General features: G+C 68.6%; 17 protein-coding genes. 5 read left to right on the top strand and 12 right to left on the bottom strand.

The window, feature by feature from the left end; all coding sequences use genetic code 11:
• Positions 1 to 110: 110 nt before the first annotated feature.
• On the bottom strand, positions 111 to 1547 hold the full coding sequence (locus tag H1Q64_RS17590; RefSeq protein WP_237906403.1) for a sigma-54 interaction domain-containing protein: 1437 nt from the start codon (positions 1545 to 1547) through the stop codon (positions 111 to 113).
• Between the two features lie 203 nt (positions 1548 to 1750).
• On the opposite strand from H1Q64_RS17590, the gene H1Q64_RS17585 reads away from it, so the two are divergent.
• The 5 genes from H1Q64_RS17585 (at position 1751) to H1Q64_RS17565 (ending at position 6304) form a co-directional block, all read left to right on the top strand.
• A complete protein-coding gene (locus H1Q64_RS17585) occupies positions 1751 to 2326 on the top strand; it encodes a sigma-70 family RNA polymerase sigma factor (protein WP_237906402.1) in 576 nt (191 codons plus the stop codon).
• On the top strand, positions 2323 to 2976 hold the full coding sequence (locus tag H1Q64_RS17580) for a ChrR family anti-sigma-E factor (protein ID WP_237906401.1): 654 nt from the start codon (positions 2323 to 2325) through the stop codon (positions 2974 to 2976). Before H1Q64_RS17585 ends, H1Q64_RS17580 begins: the two co-directional genes overlap by 4 nt.
• A 68-nt stretch (positions 2977 to 3044) precedes the next feature.
• On the top strand, positions 3045 to 4244 hold the full coding sequence (locus H1Q64_RS17575) for a DNA polymerase IV (RefSeq protein ID WP_237906400.1): 1200 nt from the start codon (positions 3045 to 3047) through the stop codon (positions 4242 to 4244).
• Positions 4245 to 4338: 94 nt separating this feature from the next.
• Complete coding sequence (locus H1Q64_RS17570) at positions 4339 to 4731, top strand: DUF4280 domain-containing protein (RefSeq protein WP_014198555.1); 393 nt, start codon at positions 4339 to 4341, stop codon at positions 4729 to 4731.
• A gap of 442 nt (positions 4732 to 5173) precedes the next feature.
• The gene (locus H1Q64_RS17565) at positions 5174 to 6304 is read left to right on the top strand and encodes a class I SAM-dependent methyltransferase (RefSeq protein WP_237906399.1); all 1131 of its coding nucleotides are present in this window, start codon (positions 5174 to 5176) and stop codon (positions 6302 to 6304) included.
• A 15-nt stretch (positions 6305 to 6319) separates the two neighbouring features.
• On the opposite strand, the gene H1Q64_RS17560 is transcribed toward H1Q64_RS17565, so the two are convergent.
• From H1Q64_RS17560 to H1Q64_RS17510, 11 genes are all read right to left on the bottom strand, one after another.
• Positions 6320 to 6997, bottom strand: a complete 678-nt coding sequence (locus tag H1Q64_RS17560) for a toxin-antitoxin system YwqK family antitoxin (RefSeq protein ID WP_237906398.1) — start codon at positions 6995 to 6997, stop codon at positions 6320 to 6322.
• A 1-nt stretch (position 6998) separates the two neighbouring features.
• Positions 6999 to 9074 carry a type VI secretion system Vgr family protein gene (locus tag H1Q64_RS17555; protein ID WP_237906397.1) on the bottom strand — a complete coding sequence of 692 codons (2076 nt, stop codon included), beginning with the start codon at positions 9072 to 9074 and terminating at the stop codon, positions 6999 to 7001.
• A gap of 16 nt (positions 9075 to 9090) precedes the next feature.
• Entirely contained in the window at positions 9091 to 11706 is a 2616-nt protein-coding gene (tssH, locus tag H1Q64_RS17550; protein ID WP_237906396.1) for a type VI secretion system ATPase TssH, read from the bottom strand.
• The gene (gene tssG, locus H1Q64_RS17545; RefSeq protein WP_237906395.1) at positions 11703 to 12773 is read right to left on the bottom strand and encodes a type VI secretion system baseplate subunit TssG; all 1071 of its coding nucleotides are present in this window, start codon (positions 12771 to 12773) and stop codon (positions 11703 to 11705) included. The genes tssH and tssG overlap by 4 nt, the downstream gene beginning before the upstream one ends.
• Entirely contained in the window at positions 12770 to 14566 is a 1797-nt protein-coding gene (gene tssF / locus H1Q64_RS17540) for a type VI secretion system baseplate subunit TssF (RefSeq protein WP_237906394.1), read from the bottom strand. The genes tssG and tssF overlap by 4 nt, the downstream gene beginning before the upstream one ends.
• A 14-nt stretch (positions 14567 to 14580) precedes the next feature.
• The gene (tssE, locus tag H1Q64_RS17535; RefSeq protein ID WP_237906393.1) at positions 14581 to 15054 is read right to left on the bottom strand and encodes a type VI secretion system baseplate subunit TssE; all 474 of its coding nucleotides are present in this window, start codon (positions 15052 to 15054) and stop codon (positions 14581 to 14583) included.
• 142 nt (positions 15055 to 15196) lie between these two features.
• Positions 15197 to 15712 carry an Hcp family type VI secretion system effector gene (locus H1Q64_RS17530; RefSeq protein WP_052584407.1) on the bottom strand — a complete coding sequence of 172 codons (516 nt, stop codon included), beginning with the start codon at positions 15710 to 15712 and terminating at the stop codon, positions 15197 to 15199.
• A gap of 38 nt (positions 15713 to 15750) precedes the next feature.
• Positions 15751 to 17220, bottom strand: coding sequence for a type VI secretion system contractile sheath large subunit (gene tssC, locus H1Q64_RS17525; protein ID WP_269145399.1), 1470 nt, complete (start codon positions 17218 to 17220; stop codon positions 15751 to 15753).
• 49 nt (positions 17221 to 17269) lie between these two features.
• Positions 17270 to 17806 (bottom strand): type VI secretion system contractile sheath small subunit, encoded by a 537-nt coding sequence (gene tssB / locus H1Q64_RS17520; protein ID WP_014198564.1) that lies wholly within the window; start codon positions 17804 to 17806, stop codon positions 17270 to 17272.
• A 168-nt stretch (positions 17807 to 17974) separates the two neighbouring features.
• On the bottom strand, positions 17975 to 18610 hold the full coding sequence (locus H1Q64_RS17515; protein WP_237906392.1) for a hypothetical protein: 636 nt from the start codon (positions 18608 to 18610) through the stop codon (positions 17975 to 17977).
• A 128-nt stretch (positions 18611 to 18738) separates the two neighbouring features.
• Positions 18739 to 19053 (bottom strand): hypothetical protein, encoded by a 315-nt coding sequence (locus H1Q64_RS17510; protein ID WP_237906391.1) that lies wholly within the window; start codon positions 19051 to 19053, stop codon positions 18739 to 18741.
• Position 19054 lies beyond the last annotated feature (1 nt).

Raw genomic sequence — 19054 nt, 5'->3', positions numbered from 1 at the left:
CCTCCCCCGCTGGGCGGGGGAGGGAACAAAATCTCCCTCTCCCGCCCAGCGGGGGAGGGAAGGGGCCCGCGGCGAAGCCGTGGGAAGGGTGGGGGCAACACGCCGCCTCCTCACACCGCCCCCTGCGTGTCCTCCTTGATTCCCAGCGCCTGCATCCGCTCGTAGAGCGAGGCGCGCGAAATCCCCAGCAGCTTGGCGGCCTTCGCCTTCACCCCGCCGGTGCGCGACAGGGCGCCGACGATGGCCGCGCGCTCCGTGTCCTTCAGCACGTCGCTCAAGGGACGGTCGCCGCCCTCCGCCAGCCGCTCGCCCGAACCGGCGGGACCCGCCGCGCGCGGCAGGGCGCCGCGGATGTGATCGGCGGTCAGGACCGCGTCGTCGGTCATCGCCGACACCCGTTCCAGCACGTTGCGCAACTCCCGCACATTGCCCGGCCAGTCGTAATCCTCCAGCACGGCGATCGCCCCGGCGGTCAGCTCCCGCGACGGGGCGGCGGTGGTGAAGGCCAGCTCGTCGAGGATGCGGTCGGCGATGCTGCCGATGTCCTCCGTCCGGTCGCGCAACGGCGGCAGGGTGATCGGAACCACGTTCAAACGGTAATAGAGGTCGGCGCGGAACTGCCGCTCGCGGACCAGGGCGTCGAGGTCGCGGCTGGTCGCCGCGATGACGCGCAGATCGACGCGCACCACCTTGTTCGAACCGACCGCCTCGAACTCCCGCTCCTGGAGCACGCGCAGCAGCTTGGCCTGGAGCGGCAGCGGCATGTCGCCGATCTCGTCCAGGAACAGGGTGCCGCCGTCGGCCAACTGGAACTTGCCCTCGCGCATCTTGCGGTCGGCGCCGGTGTAGGCGCCGGGGGCGACGCCGAACAGCTCCGATTCCAGGAGGTTCTCCGGGATCGCCGCGACGTTCACCCCGACGAAAGGTGCGTTGGCGCGCGGGCTGGCGGCGTGGATGCCGTGGGCCAGCAGCTCCTTGCCGGTGCCGGTCTCGCCCAGCAGCAGGACGGTGCTGTCGAGCTGTGCGGCGCGGCGGGCCAAGCGCTTCACCTCGCGCATGGAATCGCTGTTGCCGATCATCTGCGACAGGGAATATTTCGCGCGCCGCTCCTGCGCCAGTTCCTGCCGGGCGCGGGTCAGCTCCTCCTGGAGCTTCTGGTACTTCGACATCAGCGGGCGCAGCCGGTCGGCCCGGTCGAACAGCGCGAAGCCGATGGCCCCGATCAGCGTCCCGTCCTCGTCGCGCAGCGGCAGGCGGGTGACCACGATGGTCCGCTCCTTGATGTCCATCAGGTCGAGCAGCATGGTCTGACCGCTCTCCACCACATGGCGCATCTGGCTGTTGGGGATGACATCCTCCACCGGGCGGCCCAGCGCGTCCTCGGGGTTGCCGGAATAGCCCAACAACTCCAGATAACGGTCGCCGATCCAGGCGATCCGCGCGTCCCGGTCGACGACGATCAGCCCGACGCAGGCGTCCGCCAGATGCTGGAACAGCGACTCCACGGCCCTGGCCCGCAGATGTTCGAAGTTCGGTTCGAGGCTCATGCCTTCTTCCTTCTTGATGAGGGGCTTGGTGGAGGGCGTCGCGGACCTAGCATCAAGTGGGGGCACCATACCAGGGAATCCAGTTGGGGGATGCCCCGCCCTTACGCACGACGCTGAACCTATGCCGAATTACGCCGTGTGCCGCGGCACACGCTGTTGTATGGTGCGGCAAGACCGAGACCGACCGAAGACTTGTCCCTGGCATGCTGCCGAAGGCCGATTCGAACGACCCGACCATGCCGGACCACGAGCAATTGCTGCTTGCCGTCGCGCGCAACCGCGATTCCACCGCCTTCCGCGCGCTGTTCGACCATTTCGCGCCGCGCATCAAAGCCTACATGCGCCGGCTGGGCGCCGACAGCAGTGCTGCTGAGGAGCTGGTCCAAGACGTCATGATGGCGGTGTGGCTGCGGGCGGACCGCTTCGACCCGGCGCTGGCCAGCGCCTCCACCTGGATCTACACCATCGCCCGCAACCGCCGGATCGACCGCGTCCGGCAGGAGCGGCGGCCCGAGCTTCAGCCCGACGACCTGATGTCGGACGGTGGGGAGGAGCCCACGCCCGACCACCAGTTCGAAGCGGCCGAGACGGCCTTCCGCCTGCGCGCGGTGATCGGCAACCTGCCGCCGGAGCAGGCCGACGTGCTGCGGCTCGCCTACTACGAGGACAAGGTTCATGCGGAAATCTCCGCCGAACGCGGCATCCCGCTGGGAACCGTGAAGACCCGCTTGCGGCTGGCCCTCGTTCGCCTGCGCCGGGCTTTCGGGGAGGGGGCGTGACCGTGCCGGCCCATCATCCCGCCCCCGAACTGCTTCTCGACTACGCCGCCGGCAGCCTGCGCGAGGTGCAGTCGCTGCTGGTCGCCGCGCATCTCGCCTATTGCCCGGCCTGCCGCGCGCAGGTCGCTGAGCTGGAAGCCTGCGGCGGCGTCCTACTGGCGGATCTGCCGCCGGAGCCGGTGTCTGATTCGCTGTTCGGCGCCCTGATGACCCGGCTCGACGCGACGGTTGCCGCGCCGCCGCCTGTACCCCCACCGGCCGGAAAGAGCCTGTTTCCCGGCCCGCTGCGCCGCGCCATCGGGGCGGAGCCGGAGGCGCTGGAATGGGTGCGCGTCGTTCCGGGCGTCCACCTGTCGGCCTGGGGCGTCAGCGCCGGAACGGCCTCGGCCTGCCTGCTGCGCATGGCGCCGGGGTCGCGGGTGCCGGCCCACCGCCACACCGACAGCGAGATGCTGCTGGTGATGAAGGGCGGCTTCTCCGACGAGTTCGGGGCCTACCGGGTCGGCGACGTGGCGTCCTACGACACCGGCACGCCGCATCACGCCGTGGCCGACGCGGACGGGGAATGCCTGTGCCTGCTGGTGCAGGACCAGCCCCTGGTCTTTACCGGTCCGCTCGGCTGGCTGCTCAACCGGGGTTTCCGCTTCTGAGCGGAAAACTGGAACGGGACAGGAACATTCCTTCCCCGCCGCGGGCGCGCTGCTGCTAGACTGCGGCCATGTCTGTGTTCGACGATTGCAAGGTCCTGTGCCGTGACTGCGCGGCGGCCCTCCGCGGGAGCGAGCCGCGCTGCCCGAAATGCGGCGGCCGGCGGCTGGTCCGGCATCAGGAACTGCACGGCCTCGCCATCGGCCACATCGACTGCGACGCCTTCTACGCCACGGTGGAGAAGCGCGACCGGCCCGAGCTGGTCAGCCGCCCGCTGATCATCGGCGGCGACCGGCGCGGGGTGGTGGCCGCCTGCTGCTACATCGCGCGGATGGCGGGGGTGCGCTCGGCCATGCCGATGTGGCAGGCGCTGGAGGCCTGCCCGGACGCCGTGGTGCTGCGGCCCGACATGGCGAAGTACAAGGCGGTGGGCCGGCAGGCTCGGGAGCTGATGCATGCCTTCACCCCGCTGGTCGAGCCGCTGTCCATCGACGAGGCCTTCCTCGACCTGTCGGGCGTGGCGGAACGGCTGAGCATCAGCCCGGCCCAGGCGCTGGCCGAGCTGGTCCGCCGCTTCGAGAACCAACTGGGCATCACCGCCTCGGTCGGGCTCAGCTACAACAAGCTGTTCGCCAAAATCGCCTCCGACCTTGAAAAGCCGCGTGGCTTCTCGGTGATCGGGCGGGGGCAGGCGCTGGACTTCCTGGCGCCGAAGCCGGTGTCGATCCTGTGGGGCGTCGGGCCGGTGCTCCAGCGCAAGCTGCAGTCGGACGGCATCCGCACGGTCGGCGACCTGCGCGGCTGGTCGGAGATCGATCTGGTGCGCCGCCACGGCAAGATGGGCCGCCTGCTGCACCGCTTCGCCCGCGGCCAGGACGACCGGAGGGTGGAACCGGAATCGCCGAGCAAGAGCATCTCCGCCGAGACGACCTTTGATTGGGAAACGGCCGACAAGGCCGCGCTGAAGGACGCGCTGCTCCCGCTGGCCGAGACGGTGGCGCGCCGCCTGTCGGCCGCAGGCCTGCGGGGGCGCAGCGTGGTGCTGAAGATGAAGACCGCCGATTTCCAGACCATCACCCGCTCCCGCCGCGTCGATCCGCCCGCGCGGTCGGCGGGGCTGATCTGGCAGACCGGCTGCGAGATGCTGGACGCCGAGCCGGACGGTCGGTCGATCCGCCTGATCGGCGTCGGCTGCACCGACCTGCTCGACCCGGAGACCGAGGCGGAGCCGGGCCTGTTCGACGGCTTCGGCCCGTCTCCGCCGGGTTGAAGCGAATTCGGACCAATCCGGTCCAGGGACCGCTTGCCGCGGGACGGCAGAGGCGCCCACTCTTCGCCTGGACGTTTCGGTATGGAGAGACGGGATGAGTCAGGCGGTGTGCGCGGGAGCCATGATGACCTGCAGCTTCGGGGCGGCGCCGTCCGCCCTGGTGGTGCTGCCATTGAACCGGACGATGGCCGGCGGGCCGCCGATGGCGAACATCATGGACAACAAGCCCATCATGAACATCCCGCCCTTCGGCGTGTGCACCAGCCCGGCCAACCCGGTGGTCGCCTCGATGATTCCGGTGCCGCCGCCGGGTGTGATCAAGCCACAGCCTTGCGTTCCCTGCACCGTCGCTCCCTGGGTGCCCGGCGCGCCCACGGTGATGGTCGGCAACATGCCGGCCCTGACCTCCACCAGCAAGCTGATGTGCAATTGGGGAGGGGTGATCCAGATCGTGGTGCCGGGGCAGTTCACGGTTCAGACGCCGTGATGGATTCCTATTCGAACTTCGGCCACTTCCAGTCCGGAGGAACAGGCGTGGATCCAGAAGTTTGGCCTGTCAGCGATGTCGACAAGGGTGCGGTCGAGCGCCATGGTCGCGACGCCGAAAGGGGCTGAGGCTTCTGGCGTTTGTCGCGGAGCGTGGAACCGCGAGCCGCCTTGTGCACCATCACGCGGTCGCTTCCGACGCTGTTTGCCCGACCGATTTGCTTTTCGGCATGAGCGGTGAAGGTTGAAATTCCCTTCGCGTTTCTATCCAATCGGATGAGTGTTTGATGTATGATCAGACCGCTTTCAGTGGGAGTGCGGCTGGAGCGCCACAGTCTCGGCCGCACTCCAGGTGCCGGCAAACGAAGCAATCCATCATCCGCTTCGTGGAACATGCCGTCGGGCTGACACCGGTGTGGGACGCGTTTTAAGGAATCCTGGTCTTGGCTTCGCACGACAGCAGCATTTTCGCGTCAATTCTCGCCAAATTGAATGACATCGGGCAAAGATTGGAACGGCTGGAGACACTCCAGGCCGACCCATCCTCATCTCCGGCCCGGCTCGGTGCGCCGACGCCGCGGACCACTCATTTGTTTGACGCGCTGTGGTGCGATGCCCGGGGAGTCTACGTCCGGGGGTGGGCCCACGCCTACCATCTCCCCATTCTTGACATGTTTCTGGAATCCGGCGAGGCCAGGGTCCGGATCCCTCGCTGTCCCCGGCCCGACCTGCTGGCCTTCTGGCCGGACTGGCCGCACGTCGTCGACAGCGGCTTTGCCGTTCATCTTGCCTGCCCACCTTTTCAGCCGGTGAGACTTCGCCTCGTGACGGCGGACGGGGAGGCGATGATCGAGGTGTCCGGTCCGACGCACGCCGACCCCTACGCCGTCCCGTCCGGTGACCAGGCCGCGGTGACCCAGCGCTTCATCGAGGCCATGCGGGCGTCTCACGGCCAAGTGCTGGAGATCGGCGGCCGCACCATCACGCAGCCCAGCGTGTTCCGGCAAGCGCTGGAGGGAAGCGGTTGCCGCTACATCGGGTTCGATATCCACCCGGCGCCGGGGGTGGACATCGTCGGCGACGCCCACGCGTTGAGCCGGTACGTCGCGCCGGGCAGCCTCGACGGGGTGTGCTCACTGGCGGTGCTGGAGCATTTGGAGGCGCCGTGGTTGGCCGCGGCGGAGATGAACCGAGCCCTGAAGGTCGGGGGGCTGGTGTACCACGCCGTTCCGCAGTGCTGGCCGATTCATGAGCTGCCGAACGACTTCTGGCGAATGTCGGATGAAGGGCTGCGGGTCCTTTTCGGCCCGGCCCTGGGGTTCGAGGTCCTGGAAAGGGGCATGTGCAACCCCATGGCGATATTGCCCGAACCGGGGCTGCGGTTGGGCCCGTTCCTGGAAATGCCCTTTTCATCGGGCTTCGGTACGGCCTACATCCTGGCTCGCAAACACGCGGATATCGACGACGGTGCGGTCCGCTGGCCCGGAAGTCCGGACGGCTTGTCGGAACGCTCCCGGCATTACCCAAGCCACGGGGGCTCCACTCTCACCCCGAGGGGGGAGGGGGATGCTTGACGCCGGCTCAGGCTTTCACCCCGCCGGAGGCTGAAGCACGGCAATCTCCTTGCCGTCCTCCGAATAGGTCCGCAGCGGTTCGATCAGCAGGCCGCGGCGGTAGACGCCGTGCTGCATCAGCGTGCCGGAGGGGAAGTAGCGGCGCAGCACCCCGTCCTGAAGCCCGTCCAGAAAGGCCGCACGCTCGCTCACCGTGCCGTCGTCGTAATAGCCCAGCACCGGGCCGTGCAGGCGGTCGTTGGCGTAGCTCTCCCGGCGCATTGGGCGGCCCTGCGGGCTGTGGAACAGCGCCTCGCCCTCGCGCTTGCCGTCGCAATACTGGAAGACGGCGGCCACCGTGCCGCTTTCATGGAAGAAGACGGACGGGCCGTTGAGGAGCCCGCTGCGGTAGGTCATGCGGCAGGTCGGGCGGGCGTTGGCGTAGAAGGTGGTCTGGCCGTGCTGCACGCCGTCGGCATACTCGGCCACCTGGACCAGGGCGCCGCCGGGGGCGTAGTTGCGCACCTCCCCATGCAGCCTGCCGGCGCGCAGCCGGGCGCGCAGGATCGGGTGACCGTCCTCGCCGTAAGCGGTGTAAAGGCCATGAAACTCCTCATCGCGCATCTCGCCGCTGCGCACGATGCGGCCCTGCTCGTCGCGCTCCTCCACGGGTTGGGGATCGGATACGGCTTCGTCGGCTGTCTCACCGGCCATCTCAATTCACCTTCACCAGGGTGCCTTTGACGGTCATGATGGCGCCGGCGCTGACCTCGCCCATGGTCTGGGCCTTCAGCGTCGCGGACAGCCCCTCCGCGGTCAGGGCCATGCCGGCTTTCAGGTTCATGCCCATGCTCGCCTTCACGTCCATGCCCATGCCCGACTTGATCTCCATGGCCATGCCGGATTTCGCGTTGAAGGCGCCGCCGGCGTCGAGTTTCATGTCCGTTCCGGACTTGACGCCGACCTCGCCCGACGTGGCGGTCACCTTCACCGACTTGCCCTTGATGACCACGTCGCCGGTCACGTCGATGGTCAGATTGCCCTTCACGGTCAGGGTGTAGTCGCCGTCGGCCTTGTGGATGAAGTCCGCCTTGTTGGTGTGGGTCTCGTTCCCCTTCACCGTCACGGCGCGCGTGCCCTTCGCGACCTCGTGCGTCTCGTTGCCCTCCGACACGGTGATGCTGCGATCGTTCTTCACGGTCAGCTTGCGGTCGTGCTGGATGTCGATGGTGCTGTCGTTCTCGACCGTCTCCACCTCGTCGTGCTTGATGAGGCGGGTCACGTCGTTCAACACCTCGACGTTCATGTCCTTCTGGGCGTGAACGAAAATCTCCTCGGCGTCGGCCTTGTCCTCGAAGCGGATCTCGTTGAACTTGCCGGTGCCGTTCTTCGAGGTCTGGGTCTTGATGGTGCTCTTGGTCGAATCGTCGGGCAGCGTGTAGGGCACGGTCTGTTCGGCGTTGTAGACCGAGCCGGTGACCAGCGGGCGGTCGGGGTCGCCGTCGAGGAAGGTGACCACCACCTCCTGCCCGACGCGGGGGAAAAACATGATGCCGTAGTTCTTGCCCGCCCAGTTCTGCGCGACGCGGACCCAGCAGGAGCTTTTCTCGTCCTTCTTGCCCAGCCGGTCCCAGTGGAATTGCACCTTGATCCGCCCGTACTTGTCGAGCCAGATCTCCTCCCCGCTCTTGCCGACGACGATGGCGGTCTGGGTGGAGTGGATGCGCGGCTTCACCGCCGTGTCGAGCGGGCGGAAGGGCAGGTCGGGCGGGAAGGCGGTGAAATGAGCGTTGAAATGGCCGCTCGCCCCGTCGATGCGCACCGAATGCAGGACATACTCGGCGTTCAGGTCGCTCTTGCTGTGGCCGGACACGGTGATGCGCGTGCCGGCCTCCAGCGAGCGACATTCGCCGCTGCCGCGCACCCGGCGACCGGGAAAGGCCAGTGCCTGCTGGCGAAGCTTGGCCATCGCCTCGCCATCCGACGAGGTGGTGTGGCGGCCCATGTAGTCGCTGACCGTGCCGAAGCCTGAGGCGCCTTCCGCCGTGGCGTAGAGGTCGGTCGAGGGCGTCTCGAAATGGTAGCCGTCGATCCCGTAGCTCTTGGTCGTCACCCGCCGCTCGACGCTGAGCCCGTTCAGCACATGGTCCTCGTCGTCGTGCCCTTCGGTGGTGCGGTATTCGAAGGCGTCGAGCAGCGGGCTCTTGGCGAAGGCGTTGGCCCCGTCGCCCAGCACCAGCGTGTGCTTCCCGTCCTCATGCGTGAAGTAGTAGAAGATGCCTTCCTCTTCGAGCAGCCGGGCGACGAAGTTGTAGTCGGTCTCGCGGTACTGCACGCAATATTCGCGCTTGGCGTAGGTGCCGGTCAGCGACTTCTTGAGATCGGTGTAGCCGGCGCCCTTGCAGACCTCCTCGACGATCTCCGGGACCGTCTTCTCCTGGAAGATGCGGCAGTCGCCGGAATGGGTCAGCATCCACAGCCAGGGGTGAAGCTCCGCCTCGTAATGGGCGACCTGGCCGCGGTCGTCGACGTGGGTCAGCTCGATCCGGCCGACGATGGCGTTGATGTGGCGCACCGTCTCCTGGTCGCCGAGCGTGATGGCGACGGTCACCGCCTTGCCGACGACGCGGTCGAAGGCGATGTCCTCGTCCGACGAGATCATGGTGATGCGGTAGGTGAACAGCGACGACAGCCGCTCCTCCCCCACGATGGTGCGCAGCGCCAGCGCGTCCGCCCCCAGCGGGGTGGTGATGGACAGATACTGGCCGTCCTGGGAAAAGCGCTTCGCCATCCTCGCCGCTCCCCGGTCAGGCCGCCGTGCCGTCCACGCCGACGGTGAAGCGCCCGTCTGCGCCGTGGTCCACGGTGATGCGGCCCACCGGCTGGCCGGCGGCGACGCGGTCGAGGATGCGGATCGCCACCTCCGGCACCACGAATTCCGACAGCAGCGTGTCGATCATGCGCGCCCCGGCATCGGAGTTCAGCGCCCGCAGCACCAGCGCCTCCACCGCCGCGTCGGTGACGGCCAGCTCGGCGCCGCGGTTGCCGGCGGTGCGGCGTTGCAGCTTGTCCAGCTTCATCGTCACGATGCGGCGGATCTGCGCCTCGCTCAGCGGGTAGTAGGGCACGACGGACAGGCGGCCGAGGAAGGCCGGGCGGAAGCGGCGGCGCAGCACGTCGGAAATGGCCGCCAGCCCCTCCTCGCGCGCCTCGCCGATCCGCCCGGCGTCGAGCGCCTCGCGGCCCAGAGCGAACAGCTCGGTGTCGCCGAGGTTGCTGGTCAGCAGAATCAGCGTGTTGCGGAAGTCCACCTCCACCCCCTCGCCGTCCTCCAGCACGCCCTTGTCGAAGACCTGATAGAACATGTCCAGCACGTCGGGGTGGGCCTTCTCGACCTCGTCCATCAGCACCACGGCGTGGGGACGGCGGCGCACCGCCTCGGTCAGCACGCCGCCGCTGCCGTAGCCGACATAGCCCGGAGGGGCGCCGCGCAGGGTGGCCACCGCGTGGGCCTCCTGATACTCCGACATGTTGATGGTGATGAGGCTGTCTTCGCCGCCGTTCAGCAGCTCGGCGAGCGCCAGGGCGGTTTCGGTCTTGCCGACGCCGCTCGGGCCGCTCAGCAGGAAGACGCCGATGGGGCGGTGCGGCTCGCCCAGCCCGGCGCGGTAGCCGCGCACGGCCCGCGCGATGGCCTGGAGCGCCTGCGGCTGGCCGACGACGCGGGCGGCCATGCGGTCCTCCAGTGTGGCGACCACCTCCAGATCGTCCTTGGACATCGAGCCGACCGGGATGCCGGTCCAGTTCGACACCACCGCGGCGACCACCGCGCCGTCCACCCGGTGCGGGACCAGCGGGCTGTCGCCCTGGATCGCTTTCAGCTTTTCCATAGCCGCAGCGGCCTCCACGGCGTGGCCGGCCTTCAGCGCGGCCTCCACCGCATCGACCAGATCGCGCTCGCGCGTCCAGCGCTCGTCCAGAGCGGCCTTCTCCAGGGCCAACGCGCCGCGGCGTTGCGAAATCTGCGACAGGCGGGCGTGGTGGGCGGTGCCGGGTTCGGCCTCCAGCCGCTCCGCCTCGCGGGCCAGGATGGCGTCCTCGCGCTCCATCGCCTCGATGGCTTCGGGCTTGGAACTGCGGGCGATGGCGACGCGGGCGCAGGCGGTGTCGAGCACGCTGATCGCCTTGTCGGGCAACTGGCGGGCTGGAATGTAGCGGGCGGACAGGGCGACCGCGGCGGCGATGCCGTCGTCGAGCACGCTGACCCCATGATGCTCCTCGAAGCGGCGGACGAGGCCGCGCAGCATGGCCGCCGCCGCCGTCTCGTCCGGCTCCGGCACCGAGACGGGCTGGAAGCGGCGGACCAGCGCCGGGTCCTTCTCGAAATACTTCTTGTACTCGGCCCAGGTGGTGGCGGCGATGGTGCGGAATTCGCCGCGCGCCAGGGCGGGCTTCAGCAGGTTGGCGGCGTCACCCTGGCCGGCGGCCCCGCCGGCGCCGATCAAAGCGTGCGCCTCGTCGATGAAGACGACCATCGGCACGGGGGAGGCCGAGACCTCCTTGATGATCGACTTCAACCGGTTCTCGAACTCGCCCTTCACCCCGGCCCCGGCCTGGAGCAGCCCGAGGTCGAGTGTGCGGATGACCATGCCGCGCAGCGGCGGCGGCACGTCGCCCTCGGCGATGCGCAGGGCCAGACCTTCCACAATGGCGGTCTTGCCGACGCCGGGGTCGCCGACCAGGATCGGGTTGTTCTGGCGACGGCGCATCATCACATCAATGACCTGCCGGATCTCGCGGTCGCGCCCGATCACCGGGTCGATCTTCCCGGCCTTGGCCTGGGCGGTCAGGTCTTGGCTGTACTGGTCCAGCATGGCCCGCCCGTCCGACGCGGCGGAGACCGGAAGGGCCGTGGGAGAGGAATCGGATGCGGCGGCGGACGGTCCGCCCTCCTTTAGGACGCGGACCAGCTCCGGCAGGTCGGACGCGGTGCGCTCGCGCGGCAGGGCGAGCAGGGAGGGAGCGGACTCCGTCACCACCGCCCGCACGGAATCGCAGGCGACCGCGGCCCAGAGGATCGCCGGAAGAACGATCTGCGGGCTGTCGAGATGGGTGACGGAGATCAGCAGCGCCGTCTCCAGCATCTCCGGCACGCGGGGGGAGAAGGCCGGGGTGCGGCTGTTGCCGCGGCGGATGCGGTCCAGAGCCGCTTCGAGTTCCGTCTCCAGCCGGCCCGCCTCGACGCCGTAATGGCGCAGGATGCCGGCGACGGTGGCGTCCTTCAGCCGCAGCAACGCCAGCAGCACATGCTCCGCCTCGACGTCGTAATGGGTCTGCGAGACGCACAGCGCGGCGGAGCGTTCGAGAACCTTGCGCCCGTCGCGGTCGAGCTTTCCGATGAGGGACTTGATGTCGGCGGTCACGGGACGGCTCCCTGGGATGACGTTGCGGGCGGGGCGGGGTCGAGCGTGAGGCGCCCGTCCTTCAGGTTGGGGCGATCCGGCGCCCGCAGCCAGGAGGTCCAGCCGAGGCGGCTGCCCTCCGGCGGCTTGGTGGACAGGCGCGTCGGCGGCACCTTGGTGGCCTCCAGCACCAGCACGATGCGGAAGTCCATGCCGTCCCCGGTGTGGAAGCGGGCGAGCGCGCAGAGCGTCTGGTGGTGCCGCCCGTCGGGCAGGAACTCGCGGAAGCGCTCCAGGCTGTCGAGCGTCAGTTCGATGGCGTAGCAGCTCTGCTGGTCCCAGACGCGGCGGCCAAGCACGACCGTGCGGCCGAGGCTGTTGTTGCGCGCGCCGAAGCCGCCCCCGATGCGGGTCCGGCTCTCGTCGTCCAGCGGCAGCCAGCGCCCGACGAAGCTCTCCACCCGCACCTTGACCCGGAAGACGGCGCCGAGGATCGCCTCCAATCCAGCCGACGAGCGCCGGCGGTTGGCGAGGATGCCGGAGAAGGCCAGCAGCATCCGGTCGGGCGTGCCGGGCAGGCGCTGCTCCAGGCCGGGCGTGCCGATGCCGGCCAGAGCGCGCAGCACGCGGGCCAACAGGGTGCGTTCCGGGTCGCGCTCCAGCAAGGGCAGGCTGCCCTGGCGGGTGCGGTAGAAGATCGACATCAGGCGGTGGTTGAAGATGTCGTAGAAGGCCGAGCCCGCCGTGTCGCGCCGCGCCGCCCGCTCGACCAGCAGCTCCGTGGCGACGTAGGGTAGGGGGCCGTTGATGCCGGCCACGCCGAGAACGGGGGAACGCACCACGCCGCGCCCGTCCTCCGTCCGCCGCGCCTCGACCACGTCGCTGGCGGGGAAAACGAAGCTCGGGTCGTGTTCAATGCGGACGGCCTCCTGCTCCGGGTCGATGCCGGTGCCGAGCGGGGCCAGGCCGGGGGCGGCGCGCTCCAGCAGGGCGATGGCCTGCAACAGGTCGAAGCCCCAGGGCTCGGCCTCCAGCCGATCGATCAGGGCAGGGGCGCTGCCGGAGGTTGGGAAAGGACGGTCCGTCACAGGACCGGCTGGCTGCCGGCAAGGCGCGCCCATGCCTTCCACACCCCTTCCCGTTGCACCGAGCGCAGCCGAAGCTGGGCGAAGGCGTTGACGTTGATGTAGAGCCCGAGGAAGCGGCTGAGCACTCCGCCGAAAACCAGCGGGCTGGCGCCGACGAAGTTCCGCTCGTCCAGGGCCACCGTCACCTCCAGCCCCCGCACGAAGCCGCGCCAAGCGTCCTGCCCCATGCGGTGCAGCACCGGGCGGGAGGACAGGCCCTGCACGCCGCGGATCTGGTGCTGGGCGGACGGATCATCGGGCGCGTGCAGCAGCAGGATGGACTGCAGGGCGCGCAGACCCTCGGCGTCGCCGGTCAGGCTGAGATGATTGACCGACAGGTGCGAGATCAGCTTCCAGGCCGAAGAACCGCCCGCCGGGGCGGGGCGGCCGGGCGTCGGCTTGTGCAGGCAGCGGATGGTGGCGATGGGGGCGGCTTCCTCGATCATCAGCGCGGCCCCCGCCGGCACCTGCTCCGCCAGCGCCCGGTTGGTGCACAACGTGCGGACGAGGAGCGTCTCGTCGGCCGGGTCGGTGGGCGTCAGGTCGAGGTGGTGCAGGCTGAGATGCAGGTCGGTGCCCGGCACGTCGTCGCGCTGGGTCGGCTCGCGCGCGGCCAGCCAGAACCCGCGCGGTTCCGTTTCGGCCTCCGCGTGCTGGTGCGAGAACAGGGGGACGTAGCGGTGGTGCATGCCGTCGCCGTCGCGTAGGCCGCTGACCTCCAGAATCGAATGGACCTCGGTCGTCCGCTCGCGCAGGGCGTCGGGAACGACGCGGTAGGCGGTGCGCCGGTGGTTCAGCCGGATCGGCTCCGCCGTGCGGTTGAACAGGTTGACGATGGGCGTGCAGCCGAGAACGAAGCTGTCCTTGCGCAGGGTCAGCCGGTTTGGCAGCGGGCGCGACACCGCGATCAGGATGTCCACGACCTCCCCCGACAGCCGCCCTTGCGGAAGCGGCAGGTCGTAGAAGTCGAACTTCTGCGGAAACTCGAAGTATTCCTGCAGCAGACCGTAGGCGGGCTGGGCGTGCTTGGGGTGCGGCAGCACCGTCTCGTCCGGTCCGAAGCCCACGGGGGCGATCAGGTTCTCGCCGCGCAGCCGCACCGGCGGCTTGCCGGGTTGGACGTAGGCGATTTCGACCACGCCGCACAGGAACAGCTCGTGCAGGGCGGAGGTGAGGATCGTCTCGCCGTCGATGAACAGGCGCAGCTTGTCGATCGGCAAATTCTCGAAGGACTGGTTGCGTGTCTCCAGCCGCAGCCGCAGCACCGACGCGGTGGCGGCGCCGTCGAGGAAGTCGTAGCGGTCGGCCGGCTCCACCGCGGCGTCGGTCACGGCGACCGGCCACAGCGTCACGTCGTAGGCGGTGCGGAAGCGGCAGCGGATGTTGTCCTCGGCCACGGCGTGCAGCGGGGTGCCGCGCGGCACGCGGAATCCGCCGGTCAGCCGCCCCTCGCCGGGCACCGGCTCCATCCGGGCGATGCCCATGGCGGGGATCGGCGCGATCATCTGCGGGTGCAGGATGCCGAGCAGCGCCTCGGAGAAGCGCGGGAACTCGCGCTCCAGATTCAGTTGCAGGCGCCCGGACAGGAAGGCGAAGGATTCGATCAGCCGTTCGACGTTCGGGTCGGCGGCCTGATCCGGTCCCAGCGCCAGCCGGCGCGCGATCTTGGGATAGCTGCGCGCGAAGGCTTCGCCCGCCCGGCGGACGTAGAGAAGCTCGCGTTCGTAATGGTCGAGGAGATCCTCGCGCCGCATCCTGGTGCGTCCTTTCAGCCGGACTGGCTTGGCTCGGTGGGGGCCGGGCCGCGCAGACCCACGTCGAACTCCAGCCGTTCGGTGACGGTGCCCGCCACGACCTCGCCGGAGATGCTGGTGACCATGGTGCCGCGCCCGGTTCCGGCGCTGACGGTCACCCGCGGGCGCTTCAGCCGCGGCTCGAAATCGATGATCGCCTGTCGCACCATCCGTTCCACCTGACGGCGGTCGGCGTCGGAGGCGGCGTCCAGATGCGTGATGTCGGAAATCCCATAGTCCAGTGCCGTTCCGCCGAGGTCGGAGCGGCGGGTGCCGGTGCTGCGGCTGTCGAGGATGCGCGCGACCTCGCGCCGGATCGACGCCTTGAGGTCGGGCATGGACAGCACCGTGGCGGACGGCTCGTCGCCCGTCGGGTGGTCCGGTTCGAAGTCGATCAGCCGTTCGAACAGCAGCGACCGTCCGCCGGTCATCGTCTTGGGCTGGGTCATCGCCGTGTCCGTTGGAGCTTCAATTCCTTCTCCCCTCCGGGGAGAAGGTTAGGATGAGGGGGTGCGCGTGTGCCGGACGTGCCGACATGCACAACCCCCTCACCCTTCCCTCTCCCCAGCGGGGAGAGGGTTATTTACCACCTCAGCTGTCGGAGACGGTGCCCTTCAGCAGGTTGAACTTCACGCCGCCACCGCCTTCGTGCTTCTGCTCCTCGGTGTAGCGCTTGTAGGTCCAGTAGATCTCGGTGGCGTTGATCTCGATGGTCTCGGTCGTGTCGCCCTCGTTGACGCTCAGGCTGTGCTTGGCGATCAGCGGGTTGGTCAGCTCGATCGTCAGGAACTCGCCCCACTGGTGGCTGTCGCCGATCGGCTTCAGGCAGTGGATGGTCCACTGCTTCTTCGCCGTGTCGGAGTTGGCCGAGCGCAGCAGCAGCGAGATCAGCTTGGGCGAGGCCCGGTCCCACTTGCGCTCAAGCGTGATGTTCTCGACCTTCGGGGTGTGGACCGTGCGGCGGGCGTTGGTCGACACTTCCATTTCGACGGTCATGTCCTGCGACAGGGATTCGCACAGGATCATGTCCTTGAACACCACGCCCCCGGCGATCTCCACCGCGGACTCCCCCTGGACGTTGGGGATATCGAGAATGATCATAGACATGCGGATTTACTCCGGACGATGCGTTCGGGGGGAGGGGATCAGGCTTCCGGCGCCGGCAGTTCGGCGACCATGCGGATGGAGGCCGACAGCTCTTCGAGCTGGAAATGCGGACGCAGGAAGATGTTGGCGCGGTAGACGCCCGGACGGCCCGGCACGTCGTAGACGTCGATGCGGGCCTCGCGCAGCGGGAAACGGGCCTTCGTGCCCTGCGACGCCTCGTCGTCCAGCAGGACGTAGTTGGCGATCCAGGTGTTCAGGTGGTCCGTGATGTTGTTGCGCGTCAGGAAGGCGCCGATCTTGTCGCGCAGCATCACCTTCAGGTAATGGGCGAAGCGCGACGACACCAGCATGTACGGCAGCATCGCGGAGATGCGGGCGTTCGCGTTGGCCTCGTCAGTGTTGTAGACCTTCGGCTTGTTGGTGGTCTGGCCGCTGAAGAACGCCGCGTAATCCGTGTTCTTGCAGTGGACCAGCGAGATGAAGCCGAGGTCGTTCAGCTCCTTCTCGCGGCGATCGGTGATGGCGATCTCCGTCGGGCACTTCAGGGCGACGTCGCCCTCGTCGGTCTTGAAGGTGTGGCTGGGCAGACCCTCGACCTTGCCGCCGCCTTCCACGCCGCGGATGGCCGCGGTCCAGCCGTGCTTGGCGAAGCTGTCGGTGATGCGCGCGGCCAGCGCCCAGGAGGCATTGCCCCACAGGTACTTGGAATGATCGCGGCCGTCGGTGTCCTCGACGAAGTTCATGCCTTCGACCGGAACGGTGTTCGGGCCGTAGGGCAGGCGCATCAGGACGTGCGGCATGGTCAGCGAGACGTAGCGGGAGTCCTCCGACGCGCGGAAGGAGCGCCACTTCACCATCTCGGCCGTCTCGAAGATCTTCGACAGGTCGCGCGGGGCGCCCAGCTCGCCGAAGTTCTCCATGTCGAACATCGCCGGCGACACGGCGCTGATGAACGGCGCGTGGGCGGCGGCGGCGAGGTTCGACATCTTCTCCAGCAGGGAGATGTCCTGCGGATGGCGGCCGAACTCGTAGTCACCGACCAGCATGCTGTAGGGCGTGCCGCCCAGCGTGCCGTACTCGGCCTCGTAGACCATCTTGAACATGGCGCTCTGGTCGAACTCGACCGCGCTGTCCAGGTCCTTCTGGAGGTCCTTGCGCGAGACGTTGAGGACGCGCAGCTTCAGCGTCGTCGAGGTCTCGGTGTTCATGACGAGGTAGTTGAGGCCGCGCCACGTGCCTTCCAGCTTCTGGAAGTCGGGGTGGTGCATGACCTCGTTCAGCTGGTCGCTGATCAGCTCGTCGATCTGCGCGATGCGCTGGTTGATCGCCTCGACCACGTCGATGGCGGAGGCGTCGCCGGTCTCGGCGAGGACTTGGTCGACGAATTCGGTCAGAAGGTCGCGGGCGTAGGGCCGCTGGCCCTCCTCGCGCGCCATCTTGCCTTCGACCATCATGCGGTCGAGCAGGGACAGATTGGCGGCGCTCTCAACGGACGTTTCCGTGCTCACCTGTTCGCTCCGTGAAGGGGGTTCTGATTGGGCTTGACGGGACGGGGAATCAGGCGGGCTCGCCCGCGGGCTCGCCGGCCGGGGCACCGGCCACCGGGCCGAGGAGCTTCTTCAGCTCGTCCTGCTGCTCGGTGCTGGTGATGACGTCGTTCAGCAGGCCGTTCAATTCGTCGTTGCCGTCCAGCTTGGCCAGCAGGTCCGACAGCTTCTGCCGGGCTTCGAACAGGCGGCTCAGCGTCGGCACCTGCTTCAGCACCTCGACCGGCTGGAAATCGTCCATGTGGCGCATGTTCAGCAGGATGTTCAGCTTGCCGCCGTCCTCCTGCAGTTTGTTGTCCACTTGGAAGGCGAGGCGCGGTCCGACGGAGGCCATCACGTCGTTGAAGTTGTCGCGGTCGATCTCGACGAACTTGCGCTCCTTCAGCTTGGGAAGGGGCTTCTCCGGCTTGCCGCTGAGATCGGCCAGGATGCCGACCAGGAAGGGCAGCTCCTTCATCTCCTGGGCGCCACCGGTGTGGACCTCGTAGGTGAGCTTCACCCGCGGCGGGCGGACGCGCTCCAACTTCTTCTGACTGCTCTCGCTCATATCTGACGACCTCATAGGGTTGTGCGCGTCGCGCGCCGGCTGTCGAGCTTCGCCATCATTCGAAAGGCACCCCCGCGGAGGCCAGCCGAGATGGACCCCAATTGGACGACATCGCCCCGGAACACCTCCGTTTCGGAGGGAATGTCCGGCGTACGAAGCATCGCCCGCTCAGCTTCGAAGGTGCTGCAAGAGGAAGTTGCGGGCCTCCAATAGTTGACTCATCCGCTCGGCGCTGGAGAGCAGGCCGGTGTCGGGATGGAAGATCGGAGCCAGCGTGCGGAAGCGGCTGTTGACCGTCTGCGTGTCCAGCCCCCATTCGTGGGTGAAGCCCAGCACGTAGGTGGCCTGCCAGGGCTTGCGGATCGGCTGGCGCAGTGGGCGGAAGGCCAACGTCTCCAGCGCCGCGGTCAACTGCTCCAGCCGCAGGCGGCAGCGGCTCATCTCGCTTTCCACGGCGTTCAGCTCGCCCGCGGTGATGAGGTGCGCGCCGTCGTCATTGCCGATGGTGGCGGCGACCCAGGCGGCTTTGCGCACGGTCGCCGCGTCCAGTGGGGTGGCGTGGCGCACCCGCAGCTTCGGCACCACCCGCACGCGGCGGGTGCCGCCGCTCTTCAGCGTCACGGTGCGGTGGGAGACGTCCACCGGCTCGGGGCTGCCGGGATCGGGCAGATGGGTCAGCGCCTCCGGCCCGACCAGCGTCAGGCAGGAGCGGATCAGGGCGGGCACCGTCATGCCGCGCGCCGCCGCCGCGGAGTCCACGGCGGCGTAAAGGGCATGCTGACAGGGTGCTGTGATGGTGGGCAAAGGGCCTCCGGGTACGCACGGCGGTAATGCCCCGCAAGGTGTGCGATGGCGGGCCGCCGCGGAACGCCTTGTTGGTCCACTCCCGGAGTCACGCCGCCGGAACTGCGTCCGTTGCGGAGCGAAGGCAGTCAGGCGTCCTTGCCGCCACGGAATTCCTCCATCACGGCGCGGATACCGGTTTCCAGCGCCCGGACGCGGCGGCGCTGCCGCTCCTCCCGCCGCGTGGCCTCCTGCGCCTCGCCGCGCAGGCGGTCCACCTCCTCGACCAGCGAGGGGGCGACGGTGCCGCGGTCGGTGTAGAACAGCCCGACCTGGATGACCTCGTAGAGGGAGGTCCCAGCGGGCATCAGCCGCTCCAGCGCGGAGAGGGCGGCCAGCCGCTCGCCGGAGGAGTCGCTGCGCAGCCGGGCGAGGATGGCGTGCAGGCGGGCATCCCGGTTCATG

This window comes from Azospirillum brasilense (genome assembly GCF_022023855.1).
Lineage (GTDB): Bacteria > Pseudomonadota > Alphaproteobacteria > Azospirillales > Azospirillaceae > Azospirillum > Azospirillum brasilense_F.
The sequence above is the reverse complement of the archived record's forward strand: the minus strand, read 5'-3'. Positions and strand labels throughout refer to the sequence as shown.

Excerpts from the sequence above, each read along its gene's own strand:
- H1Q64_RS17575 (WP_237906400.1), top strand. The coding sequence starts at position 3,045 with ATGTCTGTGTTCGACGATTGCAAGGTCCTGTGCCGTGACTGCGCGGCG.
- H1Q64_RS17560 (WP_237906398.1), bottom strand. The coding sequence starts at position 6,997 with ATGGCCGGTGAGACAGCCGACGAAGCCGTATCCGATCCCCAACCCGTG.
- H1Q64_RS17570 (WP_014198555.1), top strand. The coding sequence starts at position 4,339 with ATGAGTCAGGCGGTGTGCGCGGGAGCCATGATGACCTGCAGCTTCGGG.
- H1Q64_RS17510 (WP_237906391.1), bottom strand. The coding sequence starts at position 19,053 with ATGAACCGGGATGCCCGCCTGCACGCCATCCTCGCCCGGCTGCGCAGC.
- tssB (WP_014198564.1), bottom strand. The coding sequence starts at position 17,806 with ATGAGCGAGAGCAGTCAGAAGAAGTTGGAGCGCGTCCGCCCGCCGCGG.
- tssF (WP_237906394.1), bottom strand. The coding sequence starts at position 14,566 with ATGCGGCGCGAGGATCTCCTCGACCATTACGAACGCGAGCTTCTCTAC.
- H1Q64_RS17585 (WP_237906402.1), top strand. The coding sequence starts at position 1,751 with ATGCTGCCGAAGGCCGATTCGAACGACCCGACCATGCCGGACCACGAG.
- H1Q64_RS17590 (WP_237906403.1), bottom strand. The coding sequence starts at position 1,547 with ATGAGCCTCGAACCGAACTTCGAACATCTGCGGGCCAGGGCCGTGGAG.
- H1Q64_RS17555 (WP_237906397.1), bottom strand. The coding sequence starts at position 9,074 with ATGGCGAAGCGCTTTTCCCAGGACGGCCAGTATCTGTCCATCACCACC.
- H1Q64_RS17530 (WP_052584407.1), bottom strand. The coding sequence starts at position 15,712 with ATGTCTATGATCATTCTCGATATCCCCAACGTCCAGGGGGAGTCCGCG.
- tssE (WP_237906393.1), bottom strand. The coding sequence starts at position 15,054 with ATGACCCAGCCCAAGACGATGACCGGCGGACGGTCGCTGCTGTTCGAA.